At 70.7% G+C, this 15,670-nt stretch carries 14 protein-coding genes; 4 read left to right on the top strand and 10 right to left on the bottom strand.

Annotated features, from left to right (window positions below):
• Positions 1 to 64: 64 nt before the first annotated feature.
• A complete protein-coding gene (locus ACZ6BB_RS25250) occupies positions 65 to 1,264 on the top strand; it encodes an MFS transporter (RefSeq protein WP_471617441.1) in 1,200 nt (399 codons plus the stop codon).
• Between the two features lie 46 nt (positions 1,265 to 1,310).
• Here the strand turns inward: ACZ6BB_RS25250 and ACZ6BB_RS25245 are convergent, their stop codons facing one another.
• From ACZ6BB_RS25245 to ACZ6BB_RS25235, 3 genes are all read right to left on the bottom strand, one after another.
• The gene (locus ACZ6BB_RS25245) at positions 1,311 to 1,613 is read right to left on the bottom strand and encodes a zinc ribbon domain-containing protein (protein ID WP_471617440.1); all 303 of its coding nucleotides are present in this window, start codon (positions 1,611 to 1,613) and stop codon (positions 1,311 to 1,313) included.
• Positions 1,614 to 1,857: 244 nt separating this feature from the next.
• Complete coding sequence (locus tag ACZ6BB_RS25240; protein WP_471617439.1) at positions 1,858 to 4,863, bottom strand: M36 family metallopeptidase; 3,006 nt, start codon at positions 4,861 to 4,863, stop codon at positions 1,858 to 1,860.
• 231 nt (positions 4,864 to 5,094) lie between these two features.
• On the bottom strand, positions 5,095 to 5,586 hold the full coding sequence (locus tag ACZ6BB_RS25235; RefSeq protein WP_471617438.1) for an HNH endonuclease: 492 nt from the start codon (positions 5,584 to 5,586) through the stop codon (positions 5,095 to 5,097).
• Between the two features lie 385 nt (positions 5,587 to 5,971).
• Here ACZ6BB_RS25235 and ACZ6BB_RS25230 point away from each other — a divergent pair, with 385 nt between their 5' ends.
• Positions 5,972 to 7,258 carry a M48 family metallopeptidase gene (locus ACZ6BB_RS25230; protein WP_471617437.1) on the top strand — a complete coding sequence of 429 codons (1,287 nt, stop codon included), beginning with the start codon at positions 5,972 to 5,974 and terminating at the stop codon, positions 7,256 to 7,258.
• A gap of 250 nt (positions 7,259 to 7,508) precedes the next feature.
• Here ACZ6BB_RS25230 and ACZ6BB_RS25225 read toward each other — a convergent pair whose 3' ends face one another.
• The 7 genes from ACZ6BB_RS25225 to ACZ6BB_RS25195 form a co-directional block, all read right to left on the bottom strand.
• Positions 7,509 to 8,015 carry a MarR family winged helix-turn-helix transcriptional regulator gene (locus ACZ6BB_RS25225; RefSeq protein WP_471617436.1) on the bottom strand — a complete coding sequence of 169 codons (507 nt, stop codon included), beginning with the start codon at positions 8,013 to 8,015 and terminating at the stop codon, positions 7,509 to 7,511.
• Positions 8,016 to 8,060: 45 nt separating this feature from the next.
• A complete protein-coding gene (locus ACZ6BB_RS25220) occupies positions 8,061 to 9,089 on the bottom strand; it encodes a branched-chain amino acid ABC transporter permease (protein WP_471617435.1) in 1,029 nt (342 codons plus the stop codon).
• On the bottom strand, positions 9,086 to 9,958 hold the full coding sequence (locus ACZ6BB_RS25215) for a branched-chain amino acid ABC transporter permease (protein ID WP_471617434.1): 873 nt from the start codon (positions 9,956 to 9,958) through the stop codon (positions 9,086 to 9,088). Before ACZ6BB_RS25215 ends, ACZ6BB_RS25220 begins: the two co-directional genes overlap by 4 nt.
• On the bottom strand, positions 9,955 to 10,692 hold the full coding sequence (locus ACZ6BB_RS25210; RefSeq protein ID WP_471617433.1) for an ABC transporter ATP-binding protein: 738 nt from the start codon (positions 10,690 to 10,692) through the stop codon (positions 9,955 to 9,957). Before ACZ6BB_RS25210 ends, ACZ6BB_RS25215 begins: the two co-directional genes overlap by 4 nt.
• On the bottom strand, positions 10,689 to 11,474 hold the full coding sequence (locus tag ACZ6BB_RS25205) for an ABC transporter ATP-binding protein (protein WP_471617432.1): 786 nt from the start codon (positions 11,472 to 11,474) through the stop codon (positions 10,689 to 10,691). The genes ACZ6BB_RS25210 and ACZ6BB_RS25205 overlap by 4 nt, the downstream gene beginning before the upstream one ends.
• Complete coding sequence (locus ACZ6BB_RS25200) at positions 11,458 to 12,774, bottom strand: ABC transporter substrate-binding protein (RefSeq protein ID WP_471617431.1); 1,317 nt, start codon at positions 12,772 to 12,774, stop codon at positions 11,458 to 11,460. Before ACZ6BB_RS25200 ends, ACZ6BB_RS25205 begins: the two co-directional genes overlap by 17 nt.
• A 721-nt stretch (positions 12,775 to 13,495) precedes the next feature.
• Positions 13,496 to 13,777, bottom strand: coding sequence for a hypothetical protein (locus ACZ6BB_RS25195; RefSeq protein WP_471617626.1), 282 nt, complete (start codon positions 13,775 to 13,777; stop codon positions 13,496 to 13,498).
• A gap of 254 nt (positions 13,778 to 14,031) precedes the next feature.
• Between ACZ6BB_RS25195 and ACZ6BB_RS25190 the strand changes: the two genes are divergently transcribed.
• Positions 14,032 to 14,331: a DUF6959 family protein gene (locus ACZ6BB_RS25190; protein ID WP_471617430.1), complete on the top strand. Its 300-nt coding sequence runs from the start codon at positions 14,032 to 14,034 to the stop codon at positions 14,329 to 14,331.
• Between the two features lie 340 nt (positions 14,332 to 14,671).
• Entirely contained in the window at positions 14,672 to 15,334 is a 663-nt protein-coding gene (locus ACZ6BB_RS25185; RefSeq protein WP_471617429.1) for a formylglycine-generating enzyme family protein, read from the top strand.
• The last annotated feature ends 336 nt before the right edge of the window (positions 15,335 to 15,670 follow it).

Genomic DNA, 15,670 nt, shown 5'->3' with positions numbered 1-15,670 from the left:
GGAGCTTTCGCGTGTGCGCGAAACATTACGGCGGGCGCGGTGCGGGGCCCGAGTCTCCTGTCCCATGCGCAGCCACAGCTACCAAGCTCTCTTCCGTACCCGGGAGTTCACCCCTCTCTTCCTCTCCTCCTCCCTCCAGGTCGCGGCCTCCACGATCGGCGGCCTCGCCCTCGCCACCTCCGTCTACACGGCGACGGGCTCCCCGCTCCTGTCCGCCCTCAGCATGTTCGGCCCGTCCCTCGCGCAGGTGGTGGGCGCGACGACCCTGCTCTCGGCGGCGGACCGCCTGCCGCCGAGGGCGACGATGGCGGGCCTGGCCGTGGTCCTCGCGGTGAGCACGGCCTCCCTCGCCCTGCCCGGCCTGCCGCTGTGGACGGTCTTCGTGGTGATCGCGGCCCAGGGCCTGGTCGCCTCCCTCGGCGGCGGGGTCCGCTGGGGCCTGCTGAACGAGATCCTCCCGAAGGACGGCTATCTCCTCGGCCGCTCGGTGTTCAACATGCTCCACGGGGTCACCCAGATCGCCGGTTACGCGACCGGCGGCGCCCTGGTCGCGCTGCTGTCCCCGGCGGTCACCCTCCTGGTCTCGGCCGCCCTCTACGCGACGGCGGCCCTGTGCACCGCCCTCGGCCTGTCCCGCCACGCCCCGCGCGCCACCGGCCGCCCGTCCGTCGCCGAGACCTGGCGCACGAACGCCCGCCTGTGGTCCTCCGCCCCGCGCCGCCGCCTCTACCTGGGCCTGTGGATCCCCAACGGCCTGGTCGTCGGCTGCGAATCCCTCTTCGTCGCGTACGCCCCCGACCGCGCGGGCCTCCTCTTCGCCTGCGCCGCGCTCGGCATGCTGGCGGGCGATGTGACGGTCGGCCGCCTTCTCCCGCCCCGGACCCGGGACCGCCTGGCCACCCCGCTCCTGCTGCTCCTGGCCACCCCCTACCTCCTCTTCGCCCTCAACCCCCCGACCCCCGCCGCGGCGGCCTGCGCGGCCCTCGCCTCCGTCGGCTTCGGCGCGAGCCTGATCCAGCAACACCACCTCCTGACCCTGACCCCGCCCGAACTCACCGGCCACGCCCTCGGACTCCATTCGGCGGGCATGCTCACGATGCAGGGCCTGAGCGCGGCCCTCGCGGGCGCCGTCGCCCAACTGACGTCCCCGGGCACGGCGATGACCGTGATGGCGGGTGCGTCGGTGGCGATGACCTCGGCGCTGTGGGCGGCGGGGCGGCACGAGCGTGCCGATCGGCGCCGGTCGACGGCGCTCACGTCGTGACCCGTCGGATCGGTTCAGGACGCTGCAGAGACGGTCCGGGCCGGGTCTAGGACTGGTACCGCTGCTGCTGCGGCCGGCCGTCCGGCTGGCCGCTCTGCCCGCCGTGCCCGCCCGTGCTCTGCGCCTGGAGCTGTTCGGCCTGCTCGGCGCTCACCTTCTGCTCCGCGCCGCAGAACGTGCACTGGGTCTGGTACTTCGTCGAGAACGGGAACAGCGGCACGAAGAACAGCGTGAACTTCGTGACCCGCTTCCTGAGCGTGTGCGCGGCGGGGTTTCCGCACTGGCCGCACACCAGCGTCAGTATCGCGAGCTGGTACAGGTATCCCTTGGTGCCGAAGATGACGAACATCTGATCCTTCCCGGGGCGCTCGTAGTCGCGCCGCACGCACCGCAGTCACCGCACGCGCCGCACACACACCCCTCCAGTGTGCATGTTCCTCACGCGAAGCCCGTCGGCCGTCGAGCCCGTCGAGGCCGAGCAAGAGCCGGTCAAGGCCGTCGAGCCCGGCTGGTTCCGGTGACGGCACGGCCGAGGGCGGCGTCCCGTCGCCGGAACGCCGCCCTCGGGGGTACGGCGGGTGGTGCCGTTGCCGTCAGCCCTGGTGGGGGGCGCCGTGGACCACGAGTTCGGTCACGTCCAGGTACTTGCAGCCCGAGGGGCCGGAGTCCTGGGCGCAGTCCACACCGTTGTCGGCGGCCTGGTTGCCGAGCAGCGTCAGCCGGACGTACCGGACGTTGTCACCGGTGCCCGCCTCGAGGGCGACGGCGTTCTCCCGGCCGGTGTCGGCGGGACCGAAGTGGCCTTCGGCGGCGGTGGCCCAGGTGGTGCCGTCGGCGGAGGTGTCGATCCGGTAGTCGCCGAGGGACGCGGTCGTGTCGTCCCCGCAGCCCGCCGTCGGATCGATGAGCAGCTCGCTGATGTCCACGGCCGCGGGCAGCCGGACCGTGTTGTGCGGGTCCGCTCCGCTGTCGCCGATGTCCGAGCCCCAGACGGTGCCCGCCATGTCGATCAGCCCGCCCGGCCCGCAGCCGAACCCGGAGTTGTCGGGGCCGCTGAAGTCCGCGACCTCGGCACCGCCGGAGGAGGCCGCCCAGTCGCGGCGCACCTGCCAGTCGGCGGCACCGGCCTGTCCGACGACGAGGGTGCGGATCTGGGGCTCGAAGCCGTTGCCGCTCGCGTACACCTTCCGGTACGTGCCCTCGGGGACGTCCCGGATCGTGTACGTGCCGTCCGCCGCGGACACGGCGGAGAAGTCGGCGCCGGGGAAGCCGGAGGAGTGCCCGCTGATGCTGACCGTGACCCCGCCCACGGCGGCGCCGGACGCGTCGTCGGTGACCTTGCCGGTGAGGGTGACCACCGGGGTGTCCGGGCCGGGCGGCAGGGAGAAGTCCTCGTCGGGCTTGGTGTCGTCACCCGAGAGGGCGGCGGCGAAGTAGCCCATGCCCCGGTGGGCGAAGACCTTCCAGATACGGTCGTGGGCGCGTCCGCCGTTGACCACGGTGTCGGCCTGGAGGATGGCGTTGCGCTGGTCGAGGAAGCTGGGGTTGGCGGGGGACAGCTCCATCGCCCGTGTCACCAGCGACTGGGAGAGCGGGCTGCCGAGTGCGGAGCGCAGGTCCCACAGGGTCTCGCCCCAGATCTCGCCGTCCGCGTGGGTCTCCGGACCACGGCTGGAGATCTTCCCGTAGTCGCCGTACGTGTACCCGCCGGGGCCCGCCGCCGGCGTGCCGGCGCACCTGGGCGAGGTGGAGCCCACCGGGCAGTCCAGCCCCTGGGTCCGGGTCGGCGCGGAGTCGGCCCAGCCGGCCGGGTCGAGGGTCATCTCGCCGTCCGTACGACGGGTGTCCTTGCGCAGGTGCTCATCGGCGAGGAAGTCGAGGGCGTACCAGTCGCTCCACGCCTCGCCCATGGCGCCGGCCTGCTGACTGACGAGCGTCGAGACGCCGTCCGCGTCGACGACGAGCCGGTTCGACAGACCGTGCGTGTACTCGTGGTAGACGGTCGCGGCGTCGTCGCCCCAGTTGCCCTGCACGATCGGGTAGCCGTCCGACGGCGCGGTGAGGTACAGCTGCATCGTCGGCGGCTGGCCGTCCGGCGGCGTTCCCATGTTGGCGTTGTTCAGGTGGTCGTCGTCGGGCAGCCCGTCCTTGAGGGCCGCGCCGTCGTCGGTCTGTGCCTGGAGGGCGTCGCCGTCCCGGCTGTCGAAGTTGCCCGCGGCCCGGGTGAAGCCGATCGGGGCGGCCTTCAGGTGGTCGTGGAAGGTGCCGAGGAAGTAGAAGACCTGCGCGGCGTTCTGCGCGCGGTTGGTCTGCCAGGAGTTCGGCGTCTTCGCGTCCCAGGAGCACGGCACCGGGGTGCCGCAGCCGTCACCGGTGAAGGGCTTGAACGGGAAGGAGAAGGCCCCCTTCTTCGCCGGCGCGATCTCCTCCCCGGCGTCCGGCTGGTTGTTGTCGTTCACGTCGCTGTAGACGTGTGCCACGGTGCCGTCGAGGGTCTTGGCGCCGGCGGGCAGCCATCCGCGGGCGGTCAGGTTGCGGGAGCGCTGCTTGCCGCCCCGTATGTCACCCGGCGCGTGATCCCAGGCCAGCGCCTTCGCCGGCGGTGTCGTGGCCTTCCCGGAGGCGTTCTCGGTCACCTTCTCGGTGACCTTCTGGGCCGTCGTGACGGTCTCCGCCGCGGAGACCGTGGACCGGTCGGAGCGACGGCCGGCGGACTGGCCGGACGCCTTGGTGGCGGACTGGTCGGATGCCTGGTCGGACGACAGGTTCTGCCGGTACAGGACCCGCCCGTTCTCCGCGTCGACGACGTGCAGCCACATGGTGTGGCCGTCCGGCGAGGTGACGGTCCGCCACGCGCGGCGGGCCTCGCCGCCGGGCGCCGCGTACACCACCTGCTTGGCGGTGTCGCCGTGCGTGTCGTCGTTGCTCACGGCCCGGGCGCCCGCGATGTCCCGTACGGCGGTGCGCCGCGCCTGGGTGTCCGTGATCCGTCCGGGAGACAGCGCGGACGGCAGGTTCCGTACGGGGGAGCCCTGCACGCTGATCAGCCGCCCGTCGCGGGCGACATGGGCCTTGACGCCGTTGCCGAACACCGGGACACCTTCGACCGACTGCACGAAGGACAGATGGCGGGTGCCGGCGACGTCGGTGTACTGCTTGCGCAGCGTCAGACCGCGTACCTGGCCGGCCAAGAGGCCGAACACATCGGGATGGGCCCGCAGGTACGCACGGACGATGCCCTCCGGGTCGGCTTCGCTGCGCGCCGTCAGATACCCGTCCAGCCGGGCGACCTGGCGCGCGGTGCCCGTGGCCGGGTCGAGTTCGAGCACGCCCTGAGCGCCGAGCCGCTCCCGCAGCCGCTGCACGCCGGGCCGCTGCTCGGCCTTCGCCAGCCGCGCGTCGCGCCGTACCAGCGTCTGCTGCGACGGGGTGGGCGGCTCGCCTTCGGCCGCCGGGGACCCGGTGCCCGGGGCGGGGCGGCCGGTCGGGTCGTCCGGTACCGCGTTCGCGGAACCGGGCAGAAGGGCGACGGCCAGCGCCAGACCGGCCGTCGCGGTGAATATGGTCGCTCGCGTTCTCTGCGAGGAGGCTTTCGCCATGTCACGCCTCGTGGGGGGTGAGGAGTCCAACGACCGCCCATAGCAGTCGAGTTGTGCGTTTCGACCCTGTCATCCACACGTGGACGCCTGAAACCCTGAAACTTCAAGTTTCACAGAAAGAACACAGGCCCCACGAGTGCCTGTGCCTGTGCCTGTGCCTGTCCGTGCACCTGTGCTTGTGCTTGTGCTGGTGCGAGTGGGTGCCGGTACGGGGCGCCAGTACCCGCGCGATCAGCGCCCCTCCTGCTCGTAACGTTCCACCCTGCGGACCAACTTGGCCCGGTACCGCTCGGGTGCGTGCGAGGCCAGGGAGCGCCGGACCATCTCCTCCGCGTCGAGGCTCTCGGCGTACTCCCGAAGAGCGGGAATCCGACGGAGGACGGCGCGCTGCGCTTCCGCTTCCCCGACGGTCCTCAGCGGGGTGCGGTCGTTGCGCTCATGGTTGCAACCCCAGTGGGTGAGACGCACGTTGTCACGGGTGTCCGTGCCGCCGGCCGCGACGGTACGGATGTGGTCGACGCTCGGGGACCGAGGATCCGGGTGCCGCCGGGCCCGATCCACCGGATCACCACACAGACCGCACACCCAGCCGTCCCGCGCACCGATCTCCGCCACGTCGTAGCGCTCGACCCGGCCATTCGCCCGCATCCGCTCACGCCGCCGCCGATCCTGCAGCCGCTTGGCCTCGCTGCGCCGGGGCGCGGGCGGTTCCGCGTCACTCACCACTGCCCTCTTCGTCGGTGGAAGCCGTTGGTGCGGCGATTCTCCCGCGACACGGAGTCGTTCGGCGGCCCAGGCTGCCGTACTCGATCCGATCAAGACACATACGCACGTACACCTGCTGTCTCGGCGCCCGCCCGCCCGCACCGGATGTCTGCCCCCGGCGCGTCCGCTCTCTTCGATGACCCGCTCACGGCCACCCACCCCATGGCGACAGGTGCACGGCCACAGGAGCGCCCCGGTCGCCGACCCTCCGGGAGGATTGCGGAGGGATCACGGTTCAGCCGATAAGTACGAGCGGGTCTTGCCGTGCACCCGCTGTGTGATCAGATCGGCCGGTATCAGCAGGCAGCGGCTCGGGGAGGAGCCGCGGAGGAGGGGAACAGTGATGCCCGCCATCGCCGGAGAGACCACACGGCCGTGCCCGCAATGCGGCGTCGAGATCCGCGTCGACGATCGGTTCACCGTCTGGTGCGCCGCCTGTGACTGGAACGTGGACCCCGAGGGACCGGGGCCTGACGCGGGTCGGCTGGAACGAGCCGAGCGCGCCCTGGCCCGACGGCACGGTGAGCAGCTCCTCGCCGAGATGCGGAGCGGGCGGGATCCGCGTCCGAGGCGTGACGCCTCGGCACTGATCGGCACCGTGCTCGCCCTGACCGTGCACGGTGTCACTCTCACGCTGGCCGTCAGCGGTGTCTGGTGTGTGGTAGCGGGCTGGGGCGGCGTAGGCGTCGTGGCGGGTCTGCTGCTTCTCGTGCCGGCCTGGGGGCTCGCCCCGAGAGTCGGCCGCCTGCCCGACGACCGGACCGTGCTGTTCCGGTCGGATGCCCCCGAACTCTTCGCCTTGGTGGACGAGGTTGCTCGGTCGGTCGGTACCCGCAGCGTGCACGCGATCGCCGTGGACGCGAGCATCAACGCCGGCGTCACGACGTATGGTGTGCGCGGCCGCCGGCTGCTGGTGCTGGGCATGCCGCTGTGGGAGGTCCTCACGCCCGGGGAGCGGATCGCGCTGCTCGGCCACGAGCTGGCCCATTACGCCAACGGCGACACCCGCAACGGCCTGGTCGTGGGCACCGCGGTGCGGTCCCTGGCCCTCTGGCACCACACCCTCCAGCCGCTTCCGAACCCGTCCGCGATCGAGATGGCCGTCAACGCCCTGTACGTGGTGCCACGCCTACTGGTCCGGGCGGTGCTCGTGCTGCTCGTCCGGCTGACGTCGAGGGCCGGAGTACGTGCCGAGTACCTCGCCGACCGGCTGGCAGCCCAGACGGCCTCCACGCAGGAGGCCGTGAACCTCATGGACCGGTTGCTCATCACCAGGGCGCTCGGTGTCCTCCTGCGCGCCGAGGCCAGTCGGGCCGCCCTCGGCGGGACGAGGTCCGCCCGAGAGGCCGCTGCCCGGGCCGGCGATGTGTGGGAGCGGCTCACCGCGTACGCCGCGTCCGTCCCGGAGCACGAGTACGAACGGCAGAGGCGAGCCGGGGCCCTTCGTGGGCACCAGGTCGACGCCACCCACCCGCCGACCCATCTGCGGCGTGCCTGTCTGCTCGCCGGGAAACCCGAGCCCGCCGCAGTGGTGCCGCAGGCACACCGGACCGAGCGGATCGCCGCAGAACTCGCCCAGGTCCGCACGGAGATGGCCCGCCGCCTGCTGCGCGACGGCTTCGACGACTGACCCCCTCGGCCGGCCCGTCCTGCTACGAGCCCTGTCCAGCGACGCGATCCGCTGCAGCCCGGGAACGCCACTTCGGGGCGCCCCGGCCTTCCAGAACTGCCACCGTGTGCCGTCCCGGGCTCCTGCGGCGGCGAGATCCGTACCCGCTTCACGTCCTGCGCTCGCAGATCCTCAACAGGCGCCGGAGTTCCGGGACCGCTGATGCGCGGGAGCGGGGCGGGCCGGGGCGGCGGCCCGCCGATCCGGGTCGTCAGCCGTGGTGCCGCCCCGTCAAGGAGGCGAGCCCGTCCGCCAGGCTCTGACGGAACGCGGACCGCCGTCCCTCGGGTATGTCGAGCAGCAACCGGTCCTCCAGCTTCTGCACCGCCGGCGCGCACGCCGCGAGCAGTTCCTCCCCCTCCCGCGTCAGCCGGGCCTCCATGGTCCGCCGGTTCCCCGGGGCATGGGAGCGCTCGATCAGCCCACGCTCCTCCAGCGAGCGCACGATCTCGTGCATCGTCTGAGGTCTGACGAAGGAGCGGCGGGCCAACTGGGCGGAGGAGAGCCCGTCCCGGTGCTGTAGCACGGTCAGGGCCGTGTACTGGAAGGTGGTGAGCCCGTACGACCGTAGGGCCTCGTCCATGAAGGACCGGATGGCCAGTTCGAGTTGCTTGACGAGATAGATGGTCAGCGGACCCTTGTGGCCCTCCGGGTCCGGATCGGGACCCGCACCCGCACCCGGAGCCGGACCCGGATCCCGGTCGGCTGCCTCCGCCATCGTGCGCACCTCTTGGTCGTTCGTCTGGGAGGTCGGGCGAGGCCGTCAGCGCGGTCGGACGACCGGTGTCCTCACCCGATAGCCGACAGGTAGCAGTTCCAGGTCACGTCGGCGTGCCACGGTACCCCACAGGCCGTGGGGCATCCACAGCGTCATCCCGATGGCCAGGGCGCCGAGCCCGATCAGGTACCAGGTGCCTCCGCTGTCCCCGAACCAGTCCTGCACCAGGAAGAACACGATCGCTCCGATGATCGGTCCCTCGAAGGTGCCGAGGCCGCCGATGACCACCATGAAGATCATGTACGCGGACCAGTGGACCCCGAAGATGGAGTCCGGCTGCACCCGCAGGGTGTTCGCGAGGGTGAGCCCGCCGGCCGCCGCGCACCCCACCGCCGCGAGGACGAAGACCAGCCGCTTCGCCGAGGTGACCCGTATCCCGACGGACGCCGCGCCCACCGGGTCGTCGCGGATCGCCTCCAGCGAAGCCCCCAGCCTGCTGCGCAGCAGTACGAACACGGCGAGCAGCAGCACACTCATCAGTGCCAGGGCGAGCCAGTACACCTGGGCCTGCCGCACCGCCGGATCGGCGGCCGACAGATCGGTGAGTGAGCGGCCGGAGCCGCCGCCCAGCGAAGGGGTGTTCACCACCACCAGTCGGAAGAACTCGGCGATCGCCCACATGCCGATGGCGAACTGCCCGCCGGTGAGCCGGAACGCGAGCAGCGAAGTGGGTACGGCGACGGCACCCGCGAGCAGGGCAGCCAGGACGACCGCGAGAAAGGGGCTGACTCCCCGGTCGACGAAGAGGAAGACACCGTACGCGCCGAGACCGATGAAGCCCTGCTGGCCGACGGAGACCAGACCGGCGTAGCCCGACAGCGCGTTCCACATGGCCGCGACGATGACGAGGACGAACAAGGTCGTCAGCTTCGCGGTGGCCTCGGGCGTGAAGACGAAGGGCGCGAACCCCAGGGCGAGCAACAGGGCGGTCAGGGCGCCGGACGCCGTACGGGAGACGGGGGTCCACCGGTGGATGGTGGCGGTGGCGGGGGCCACCGGTGACGCGGTGGTCATGTACGGCTCCTTCTCATGCCGAGCAGTCCCTGCGGACGGAAGGCCAGGACCGCGAGGAACACCGCGTGTCCGGCCACGATGGAGAAGCGCGGATCCATCTGCGCGCCGACGGTCTGGGCGACGCCGAGGACCATGCCCCCGACGAGCGTCCCCCACAGCGAACCGAGCCCTCCGATCACGACGACCTCGAAGGCGAACAGCAGCTGGCTCGGCCCCATGGACGGGCTGAACGACGACCGCATCGCGAAGAACGCGCCCGCCAGACCGGCGGTGGCGACGGCGATGGCGGCGGCCCAGGCGTACACCCGGCGACTGTCGATCCCGACCAGCTCGGCGGTGTCCGCGTCGGCGGCGGTGGCGCGGATCGCCTGGCCGATACCCGTACGGGTCAGCAACAGCTGCAGCCCGCCCAGCAGCGCGACCGCCACCACCACGGTCAGTACACCGAGGTACGGGATGCTCACCGACGACCCGAGCTGGAGACCGGAGGTGGACAGTGAACCGACGTCCAGGGAACGGGAGTCGGCGCTGAAGATCTCCAGCAGTACGTTCTGCAGCACGATGGCGAGACCGAACGTGGCCAGCATCGACGACATCTCGCCGGTGCGCAGCGCCCTGCTGAGGATGCCTCGCTGCAGCGCCACTCCGACCAGGCCCATCACGGGCAGGACCAGCAGTACCGCGAAGAACGGGCTGATGCCGACGGCGGCGGCCAGCGTCGCGACGAGGAATGCTCCGAGGACCGCGAGGTCGCCGTGGCTCAGGTTGACGGTTCGCATCACGCCGAACATCAGGGAGAGGCCGCAGGCGAAGAGCGCGTAGAGGCCGCCGAGCATGACGCCCTGCACGATGGCGTTGATCCAGTTCATGCCGACTCCTCCTGCACGGTCGCGGTCGTGGCGCGGCTCAGCCCGAAGTACGCCTCGACGACCTGTTCGCGGGTGACGTCGTCGGCGGGTTCGTCCAGGACGACGCGCCCTTCGAGCATGCACAGCACGCGCCGGGCCACCCCCAGGGCGCGGCCGAGCTCCTGCTCCACCAGCAGCACCGTCGTACCGCCGGAGAGGATCGTGCCGAGCGAGTCGTAGAGGGTGTCGACCACGATGGGCGCGAGGCCCAGCGAGACCTCGTCGAGCAGCAGCAGCCGGGGGTTGGTCATCAGCGCCCTGCCGATGGCCACGGCCTGCTGCTCGCCGCCCGAGAGGTTGCCGGCGCGGCGCTTCAGCAGCCCGTCGAGCAGAGGGAAGGCGGAGACGACGGCTGCCAGGTCCCACGGTCCGGGGCGCCGCACCCGGGACGCGACCAGCAGATTCTCCTCGACGGTGAGGTCGGCGAAGAGCCGCCGCCCCTCCGGGACCAGCGCGATTCCGGCCGCGACACGGTCGTGGGCGCGGCGGGCCGTCATATCCACACCGTCCAGGCCGATACGGCCCCCGGCCGGTTGGTGCGCTCCGGCGACGGCCCGCATGAGGGTGGACTTTCCGGCACCGTTGGCCCCGACCACCGCCACGACCTCGCCTTCGTCCACGGCGAAGGAGACGTCGCGGACGGCGCGCAGCAGACCGTGCCGTACTTCGAGATTCTCGACCGTCAGCAGACTCATGCCGCGCTCCCGAGATAGGCCTCGACGACCCGGGGATCGGACATGACGGCGTCCGGTTCGCCCTCGGCCAGGATCCGGCCCTGCGCGAGACAGACCAGCCGGTCGATCACCCGCAGAAGCGCGTGGATGACGTGCTCGATCCAGACGATGGCGAGGCCGTCGGCACGCAACTGCTCGATGGTGGCGATCAGTTCGTCCGTCTCGGCGTCGGTGAGGCCGCCGGCGATCTCGTCCAGCAGCAGCACCTGCGGATCGGTCGCCAGCGCCCGCGCCATCTCCAGCCGCTTGCGCTCCAGCAGGGTGAGCGCGGCCGCGGGCCGGTTGGCCTGGCCGAGCATGCCGCAGCGCTCGAGTACGCCGAGCGCGTGCTGCTGCGCGGCCCGGCGCCGGTGCGAACCGCCCTGCACCGACGCGACCAGTACGTTCTCGTAGGCCGTCATGCCGGTGAAGGGGCGCGGCACCTGATGGGAGCGCCCGATGCCGCTGCGGCATCGCCGGTCGACCTTCCAGCGGGTCACGTCCTGCCCCTGGAACGTGACGCTGCCCTCGGAGGGGGACTGGGCCCCGGAGAGGATGTCGAGCAGGGTCGTCTTTCCGGCGCCGTTCGGGCCGACGATGCCCAGGGCCTCGCCGGGGGCCAGCGTGATGTCGATGCCGTCGAGGACGACCAGGCTGCCGAAGCGTCGGTGAATGCCGTTCGCCGAGAGGACCGGCGGGGCGGCCCGGTCGACCGGCCCCGCCTTCTCCGTCTCCGCGGTCACCGACTCAGCGGAGGGGCTCAAGGTGGCCTCCGAGCGGAATGTCGGCGAAGGCGCCGTTGTCGACGATGACCGGCTCGACGGCGAACCTGCTTCCCCCGGTGGCCTTGCGCCACTGCGCCATGACCAGCGGTTCCGTGGACACGTTCTTCACCGGTCCGGACGTGAAGTCCAGTGGCCCGGCGACGGTGGTGAGCTGGACCTTGCCGAGGGCCGCCGCGAGTTCGCCCCGGTCCTTGGGGTCGGAGGTCGCTCTGAGCGCGTGGACCGCGACCTCGAAGAGCGCCATGTTGGACCCGATGACCTGGTTCCACTGCTTGCCCGTCGACTTCTCGTAGTCGTCGGCCAGTTGCCGGGCGGTCTGGTCGGTGAGGGTGGAGGTGTACGGGAACTCGGGCGTCCACCAGAAGCCGGCGCTGAGGCCGTGGCCGAGGGAGCCGAGCGCCTCGATCTGGGAGGGGAGGAGACCGGTCTTGGCGATGGACGCGATGCGCGGCCGATAGCCCTGCTGCCGGGCCTGCTTCCAGAACGTGGCGAAGTCGGGCGGCAGCGGGAAGGTGTTGAAGATCTCCGCGTCCGCCTTCTTGAACGCCGCTATCTGCGCCGAGTAGTCGTTCGTCCCGTCCTCGTACGCCCCCGGATCGACGATCCTGAACCCGCTCTTCCTCAGCTGGGGCCCGAGCCCCTGCCGGATCGCCTTGCCGTCGGGGTCGTTGGGCCACATGACGCCGACCCGCCTGTTGGTCTCCACCCCGCCCTTCGTCCACAGGGAGAGGTACGCGGCATGGATCTCCGCGACGCCGATGAAGAAGTGGTAGGTGTACGTGAAGGGCTTCTCGGGGGTGGCACCGCGGCCGAAGTACCAGGCCTCCCATGGCACGGCGGTCGACAGGCACGGGATTTTGGCCGCCTCGCACGCGTCGGCGACGGGATTGACCGTCTCCGGCGTGGAGGTGACGAGCATCAGATCGATCTTCTCGCTGTTGATCAGATCGGTCGCGACCTGCGCGGCGGTCTGCGGATTCGACTGACTGTCCCGGTCGACGATCTCGGCCGCGTACTTCTTGCCGCCGATCTTCAGCCCGTCCTTGAGGGTGGCGCGCATCTTCTTCATCAGGTACGCGTTCGGCTCGCCGAAGCCCGCGGCAGGTCCCGTGCTCGGGGAGACATAGCCGATCCGGAGGACCGCGTCGGTCTGCGCCGAGGACTCCTTGATGCCGCCGCAGGCGGTCAGCAGACCGCTGGCGGTGAACAGCCCGGCGGCTCCGGCCGTCCCCCGGAGAAGAGACCTTCGGGACAAATTGCCGTTCGCGGGTGTGCTCATGGGTGCGCTCATGCATGCCTCCGGGCACGTCGAGGGAGCAGGACTGAGGGTGGTGGGGCTACCGGGGGGAGTCGGAAATGGGTGGCTGAAGCCGCTGGGGGGGGGAGCCGAACGGGTGGCTGAAGCCGCTGGGGGGAGCCGAACGGGTGGCTGAAGCCGCTGGGGGAGGCCGGAATGGGTGGCTGAAGCCGCTGGGGGAGGCCGGAATGGGCGGCTGAAGCCGCTGGGGGAGGCCGGAATGGGCGGCTGAAGCCGCTGGGGGAAGCCAGGGCCGGCGGCAGAAGTGGTGGCGGGTTCCTGTGCGTCCCGGTAGGGCCGGGCAGTCTGCCCGATATCAGGAACCCTGATGATTTCCATGATGATGCACGCGGCGATGCCGGATGGCAAGGGTGTTGCCGACGTGTATCGGACGCGCACTTCGGGGGCCATCCGCCCGGCGTCGTGGACATGGAGAAGTTGTCGCGACGGCCTTGACCCGGCCCGCTCGACGGGCGTAAATCTTTCTCAGGATTCCTGACAAATGAGCAGGGTGGGCAGCGCGCTGGACGCTCGCCTCGTCCTCTCGATCCCACACCCGCAACCCGCACGCACAGCCACACCCACAGACGAAGCCGAGGTCAGAGCCTCAGGTCTGCGACCTCGGCACAACTGGCCGTTCGGGTCGCGTCGGCGACGTCCTGGAGGAGGATGCCGCGTGATGTGTGGCCCCCCTCGGATCAGGTCAGCCGCGCGGTCGGCTGCCCTCCTGCCAGGCTCGGTCCATCACAACTGCGGCCGCATCCCAGGCCAGTTGCTCGATCTCCTTGGACACCTCCCGCTCGTCGAGCACGAAGGGCCGACCACGCGTGAGGTAAGTGCTCGCCTTCCGCCCCAGACGGCGCCCCGCCTCCCGAGCGGCACACCGGATGTGCCTGAGCTCGCCCGACTCCGCCAGATCGTCCTCGTTCGGAATCAGCTGCCCGTGGTACCCCTCGTCCTGCGGCTTCGGAGCGGCCACCCGCATCAGCAACTCAAGACGCTCGACCAGCTTCTCGTACCGGCGCCGGGTCGGCTCACTGTGTGCTGCAAACGCGGAGGCCCTCCCTCCCGCCCAACGGACGAAACAGCCTCTGACCAGCCGCTTCTCTGCGCCCCCGGCAGGATTCGAAACTGCGACACCGCTTTGGGAGTTCGATCGAGAGGCTCTCCTGGGGCCCTCGCGGTCCTACCGGCCTGGCCTGTGTGATCGCTCAAGGCCGCCTGCGTCCAAGGTCGTTGATGTCAGCTGGCGATGTCACGTTGAATGGTCCGATGAAGCGCATTGAGGCCGAGCTGTTCACAGATGGCGGCAACGACGCCGTGGTGCGCATGCCCGGCAGACAGTTCCCGGGGGTCCTGGTGCAGGGCGACTCCCTTCACATCCTCCGCAGCGCCGTGGCCGAGGTGGCGGAGGCGTGTGAGCGAGGCGATCTGGAGGAAGCTCGGGACTCCGCCGGCCTTCTTCTGGCGGACCTGGATGCGCTGTTGATGCGGTACGAGGCTGCTTTGGGCGAGCACGAGATTCCGCGGCCGTACTGAGCTGTCGGGCCATCTGCTTGGGAAGCTGCGATCATTCGAGGCTGAATCGGGGCGCTGACCTGCGTTGATGGCTGACCTGCACGCTCGCAGGTGCTGTCGGCTTTCACCGTGGTTCCCCGCTGTTCGCCCCTCGATCTGGTGCGGTAGTGCTGCGGAGCTGCGGCGTCCAGGAGGCGCTCAGCTGGCCACATTCCCTCCCCGGACCTCTTCCCTCGTCCGGGATGCCCGGCTGCTAGCGTCCGGCACCATGTGGGCTCACGAGATAGTGGCCGGTCGACCGGCGTGGCGGCACACCCCTTCCGGAGTGGTCTTCCGGGCTGTCCCCGGCGGGACGTTCCTGATGGGTCTGTCCGACGCGGAACTGGACGCGGTTCGTGCCATTGAGCGGTCCGAGGGCGCCGATGACGACCTCGAAGCGTTCTTCGCCGGTGCTGTCCATGCCCGGCCGGTACGAGAAGTGCGGGTGGAGCCGTTCTTGATCGCCCGGCATCCGCTCACGGTGGCGCAAGCGCGGCACTGGCTGCCCGAGTACGAGGACAGCTTCGCCGAGTCGGATTCGAACACGGCCCGCTTCGAGGACGATTTGGACGACCTGCTCGGGGCGTTGCCCTTCCGGCTGCCCAGCGAGGCGGAGTGGGAGTATGCGGCACGGGCAGGTACGACCACCCTGACCTTCCGCGGGGACGGGAGGCCGGACGAGGACCAGGTGCTCGACGACTTCGCCGACGAGGAGCGCACTGCCTCGGCTGAGAACGCCTTCGGGTTGGCGGCGATGGGGTCGGCGAACGAGATCTGCGCCGATGTGTGGATCCCGCATTTCACGGACGCACCGGCGGACGCACGCCCCCGCACCGGCGACGGACCGCGGGTGGTGCGAGGAGGTGGCGGCGACCTCTCTCCGTGGCAGGGCTGCGACGAGTGGCTGCTCTTGCTGTCCGCCACCCGCGACGCGTCCCAGGACTTCACCGCGGTCCGCCCGGTCGCACCCATGCCCACCAGGTAGGGGCAAGATCGGGATGTCGGATGGGGGCCACCTCCGAGATGTCGGAGGTGGCCCCCATCCGATCTGGTGCCCCCGGCAGGATTCGAACCTGCGACACCCGCTTTAGGAGTTCGATCAACGCCCACCCCTTGGGCCGTCGTCGGTAGGTCCGACGGTCGTCCGAAGATGTTGCTGTATGCCGCCGTCCGGCCCTGTTGATGTCAGAGTTGGATGTCAGCGGAACAGCTCCGATGCTGGGCAGACCTCCAACGGATCGCCTGGTCGGTCCGCCTACTGCCACTACATGTGCACCGCCACGAAGTCCGGCAGGTCCGTCGGCCGCCGTCGTCCTGCCCG

Source organism: Streptomyces sp. NPDC041108, assembly GCF_055592645.1.
The sequence above is the reverse complement of the archived record's forward strand: the minus strand, read 5'-3'. Positions and strand labels throughout refer to the sequence as shown.

Bases quoted from the DNA above. Each gene is read 5' to 3' on its own strand.
- ACZ6BB_RS25185 (WP_471617429.1), top strand. From the start codon at position 14,672: ATGGGTCTGTCCGACGCGGAACTGGACGCGGTTCGTGCCATTGAGCGG.
- ACZ6BB_RS25225 (WP_471617436.1), bottom strand. From the start codon at position 8,015: ATGGCGGAGGCAGCCGACCGGGATCCGGGTCCGGCTCCGGGTGCGGGT.
- ACZ6BB_RS25240 (WP_471617439.1), bottom strand. From the start codon at position 4,863: ATGGCGAAAGCCTCCTCGCAGAGAACGCGAGCGACCATATTCACCGCG.
- ACZ6BB_RS25215 (WP_471617434.1), bottom strand. From the start codon at position 9,958: ATGAACTGGATCAACGCCATCGTGCAGGGCGTCATGCTCGGCGGCCTC.
- ACZ6BB_RS25195 (WP_471617626.1), bottom strand. From the start codon at position 13,777: ATGCGGGTGGCCGCTCCGAAGCCGCAGGACGAGGGGTACCACGGGCAG.
- ACZ6BB_RS25230 (WP_471617437.1), top strand. From the start codon at position 5,972: ATGCCCGCCATCGCCGGAGAGACCACACGGCCGTGCCCGCAATGCGGC.
- ACZ6BB_RS25220 (WP_471617435.1), bottom strand. From the start codon at position 9,089: ATGACCACCGCGTCACCGGTGGCCCCCGCCACCGCCACCATCCACCGG.
- ACZ6BB_RS25245 (WP_471617440.1), bottom strand. From the start codon at position 1,613: ATGTTCGTCATCTTCGGCACCAAGGGATACCTGTACCAGCTCGCGATA.
- ACZ6BB_RS25210 (WP_471617433.1), bottom strand. From the start codon at position 10,692: ATGAGTCTGCTGACGGTCGAGAATCTCGAAGTACGGCACGGTCTGCTG.
- ACZ6BB_RS25190 (WP_471617430.1), top strand. From the start codon at position 14,032: ATGTCAGCTGGCGATGTCACGTTGAATGGTCCGATGAAGCGCATTGAG.
- ACZ6BB_RS25250 (WP_471617441.1), top strand. From the start codon at position 65: ATGCGCAGCCACAGCTACCAAGCTCTCTTCCGTACCCGGGAGTTCACC.
- ACZ6BB_RS25200 (WP_471617431.1), bottom strand. From the start codon at position 12,774: ATGAGCACACCCGCGAACGGCAATTTGTCCCGAAGGTCTCTTCTCCGG.